4 protein-coding genes are annotated in these 3,725 nt (G+C 62.5%); all 4 read right to left on the bottom strand.

Going from position 1 to position 3,725, the window contains the following annotated elements; translation table 11 throughout:
• On the bottom strand, positions 1 to 589 hold a 589-nt coding region (locus AC1DMG_RS21280; RefSeq protein ID WP_477181071.1), incomplete at its 3' end, for a CTP synthase.
• Positions 590 to 742: 153 nt separating this feature from the next.
• Entirely contained in the window at positions 743 to 1,111 is a 369-nt protein-coding gene (gene cyoD / locus AC1DMG_RS21275) for a cytochrome o ubiquinol oxidase subunit IV (RefSeq protein ID WP_477177877.1), read from the bottom strand.
• Positions 1,111 to 1,743, bottom strand: coding sequence for a cytochrome o ubiquinol oxidase subunit III (cyoC, locus tag AC1DMG_RS21270; RefSeq protein WP_477181070.1), 633 nt, complete (start codon positions 1,741 to 1,743; stop codon positions 1,111 to 1,113). The genes cyoD and cyoC overlap by 1 nt, the downstream gene beginning before the upstream one ends.
• 3 nt (positions 1,744 to 1,746) lie before the next feature.
• Positions 1,747 to 3,723: a cytochrome o ubiquinol oxidase subunit I gene (gene cyoB, locus AC1DMG_RS21265; protein ID WP_477181069.1), complete on the bottom strand. Its 1,977-nt coding sequence runs from the start codon at positions 3,721 to 3,723 to the stop codon at positions 1,747 to 1,749.
• Positions 3,724 to 3,725: the final 2 nt, after the last annotated feature.

The raw sequence follows: 3,725 nt of genomic DNA, 5'->3' as shown, positions 1-3,725 counted from the left end.
GCTCCTTCACCGAATGCTGGGTCGGCTTGGTTTTGATCTCGCCGGCGGCCTTGATGTAGGGCACCAGGGTCAGGTGCATGAACATCACCTTTTCCGGGCCGTGCTCGATGCGCAGCTGGCGGATCGCCTCCAGGAACGGCAGCGACTCGATATCGCCCACGGTGCCGCCGATCTCGACCATCGCCACGTCGTAGCCGCGGGTGGCCTCATGGATGCAGTGCTTGATCTCGTCGGTGATATGCGGAATCACCTGCACGGTGGCGCCCAGATAGTCGCCCCGGCGCTCCTTGCGGATCACCGATTCGTAGATCTTGCCGGTGGTGATGGAGTTCTTGCCCGTCAGGCGCGTATTGACGAAGCGCTCGTAGTGACCCAGGTCCAGGTCGGTCTCGGCACCGTCGTCGGTCACGTAGACCTCGCCGTGCTGGAAGGGGCTCATGGTGCCGGGATCCACATTGATATAGGGATCGAGCTTCATCATGGTGACCGAGAGGCCACGCGCTTCCAGGATGGAAGCCAGCGACGCCGCGGCGATGCCCTTGCCAAGAGAGGACACCACACCGCCGGTGACGAAAATCAGGGGGGTCATGGGATGCAGCCGTGCTGGAAATCGGCATTTTAGAGGAAGAACGGTTCTACCGCGAGGGTTTGCCGCTACTGGATTCCGGCCTGCGCCGGAATGACGGGCTAAAAACAACAAAGGCGCCCGAGGGCGCCTTGGTCGTCACGCAGCAGCCCCGGCTTACTCCACCGGCACCATCTGCGACGTCGGGTGCATCATGTTCACATTCATGTTGTGCAGCACCCACAGCGAGCCGATCACCACGATGGCCAGGATCAGCAAGGTGAACAGCATGATGGCGAGGTTGCCGCGCTGCGAGGGCGAGGTGCCCATGTGCAGGAAGTAGACCAGCTGCACGATCAGCTGGGCCACGCCGAACACGATGATGCCGGGCATCATCAGGTCGTGCGGGACCTTGCCGCTCATGACTACGCCGAACGAGGCCAGGGTCAGCACCACCGACAGCACGAAGCCGATCAGGTAGGACTTGGTGCTGCCGTGGGCGGCGTCGTGATGGGCCGCGTCGTGGGGGGAATGATTGGCGGACATCAGATGGCCCCCCGCAGGTAGACAAAGGTGAAGACGCAGATCCAGACGATGTCCAGGAAATGCCAGAACAGGCTCAGGCAGGACAGACGGCGAYGGGTCGCGTCGGTCAGGCCGTAGCGGCGCATCTGGTCCATCATCACCACCAGCCAGATCAGGCCGCAGGTCACGTGCAGACCGTGGGTGCCGACCAGGGTGAAGTAGCTGGACAGGAACGCACTGCGGCTCGGACCGGCGCCGTCGGCGATCAGCTTGGCGAACTCATGCACTTCCATGCCGATGAAGCCGGCACCAAACACGAAGGTCACCGCCAGCCACGCCAGCAGCTGGTTCTTCTTGCCGGCGTGCATGGCGAGCATGGCCATGCCGAAGGTGACCGACGAGATCAGCAGCAGCATGGTCTCGCCGAGCACGTACGGCAGTTCGAACAGCTCCTTGCCGCTGGGGCCGCCGGCGGTGGCGTTGCCCAGCACGGCGAAGGTCGCGAACAGGCCCGAGAAGATCAGGCAGTCGCTCATCAGATAGATCCAGAACCCCAGCAGGGTCTTGGATCCATCGTCGTGGTGATGGGCATCTCCCCCGTGGGAGATGCCGTCGAGCGCGCCGTGGGCGGCGCTTACTGCAGGACTGCTCATGACTTACGCCACCTTCTGACGCTGCGGCGCCGCCACCGGAGCCACCTGCGTGGTCTGGAACTGCTTGAGCTGGGCGTGACGCGAACGCTCGATGCGCTCCACTTCGGCCGCCGGCACCCAGTAATCGACGTCGCGGTCGTAGGCGCGCACGATGAAGGACGCAATCATGCCGAGCAGGCCGATCGCCGCCATCCACCAGATGTGCCACACCAGGGCAAAACCCAGGACCGTACCGAACGCGCCCATGACCACACCGACGCCGGTGTTGCGGGGCATGTGAATGTCTTCGTACTTGGCAGGTTGCACGTAGGCGACTCCGTTTTGTTTGTCTTCCCAGAACTGGTCCAGTTCACGGACCTGGGGGAGCGTTGCAAAGTTGTAGAACGGTGCGGGCGAGCTGATCGACCATTCCAGGGTGCGGCCACCCCACGGGTCGCCGCTGGGATCGGTGAGCTTCTTGCGGTCGCGCACGCTGACGTAGAACTGCACCAGGATGCAGAAAATGCCGGCCGCGATGATCGCCGCGCCGATGGCGGCGACGATCAGGTAAGGCTGCCAATCGGGGTTCGCATAGTGGTTCATGCGACGCGTCATGCCCTTGAGGCCGAGGATGTACAGCGGCACGAAGGCCACGTAGAAACCGACCAGCCAGCACCAGAACGACGCCTTGCCCCAGGCCTCGTTCAAGCGGAAGCCAAACGCCTTGGGAAACCAGTAGTTGATCGCCGCCAGGCAGCCGAACACCACGCCGCCGATGATCACGTTATGGAAGTGCGCGATCAGGAACACGCTGTTGTGCAGGACGAAGTCCGCACCCGGCACCGCCATCAGCACGCCGGTGACGCCGCCCACCACGAAGGTAACCATGAAGCCGATCGTCCACAGCATCGGCACGGTCATTTCGACGCGGCCGCGGTACATGGTGAACAACCAGTTGAACAGCTTCGCGCCGGTAGGCACCGAGATGATCATCGTCATGATGCCGAAGAAGGCATTGACGTTGGCACCCGAACCCATGGTGAAGAAGTGGTGCAGCCACACCAGGAACGACAGCACGCCGATCGCCGAGGTGGCGTACACCATCGACTTGTAACCGAACAGCGGCTTCTTGGAGAACGTGGCGACGATTTCCGAGTACGCGCCAAAGCACGGCAGCACCAGGATGTAGACCTCGGGGTGGCCCCAGATCCAGATCAGGTTCACGTACATCATGGCGTTGCCGCCAAGATCGTTGGTGAAGAAGTGCATGCCGAGATAACGATCCGCCGTGAGCAGCGCCAGCGTCACCGTGAGGATCGGGAACGCGGCCACGATCAGGATGTTGGTGACCAGCGCCGTCCAGGTGAACACCGGCATCTTCATCAGCGTCATGCCGGGCGTGCGCATCTTCATGATGGTCACGATGAAGTTGATGCCGCTCAGCGTGGTGCCCAGGCCGGATAACTGCAGTGCCCAGATGTAGTAATCGACGCCAACCGTTGGACTGTAATCAAGCCCCGACAGCGGCGGATACGCCAGCCAGCCGGTCGCGGCGAAGTCGCCGACGAACAGCGACACCATCACCAGGAACACGCCCGACAGGAACAGCCAGAAGCTSAGCGWGTTGAGGAACGGRWAMGCCACGTCGCGCGCGCCGATCTGCAGCGGCACSACCAKGTTCATCAGGCCSGTSATCAGCGGCATCGCCACGAAGAAGATCATGATCACGCCRTGGGCGGTGAASAYCTGRTCGWAGTGRTGYGGMGGCAGGTARCCGGCCGMATCGGCCGCAGCCGTCGCCTGCTGCAAACGCATCATCAGCGCATCGGCGAAACCGCGCAGCAGCATGACCAGCGCCACGATGATGTACATGATGCCGATCTTCTTRTGGTCSACCGAGGTGAACCASTCSTTCCACAGGTAACCCCACAGACGGAACTTGGTAAGAGCCGCGAGCATCGCCAGGCCGCCAAGGATGACGGCGGCGAGCGTCACCATCACGA

It is taken from the genome of Dyella sp. 01N36 (genome assembly GCF_056399745.1).
Note: the sequence above shows the minus strand (reverse complement) of the source record. Positions and strands in the feature narration are given on the sequence as shown.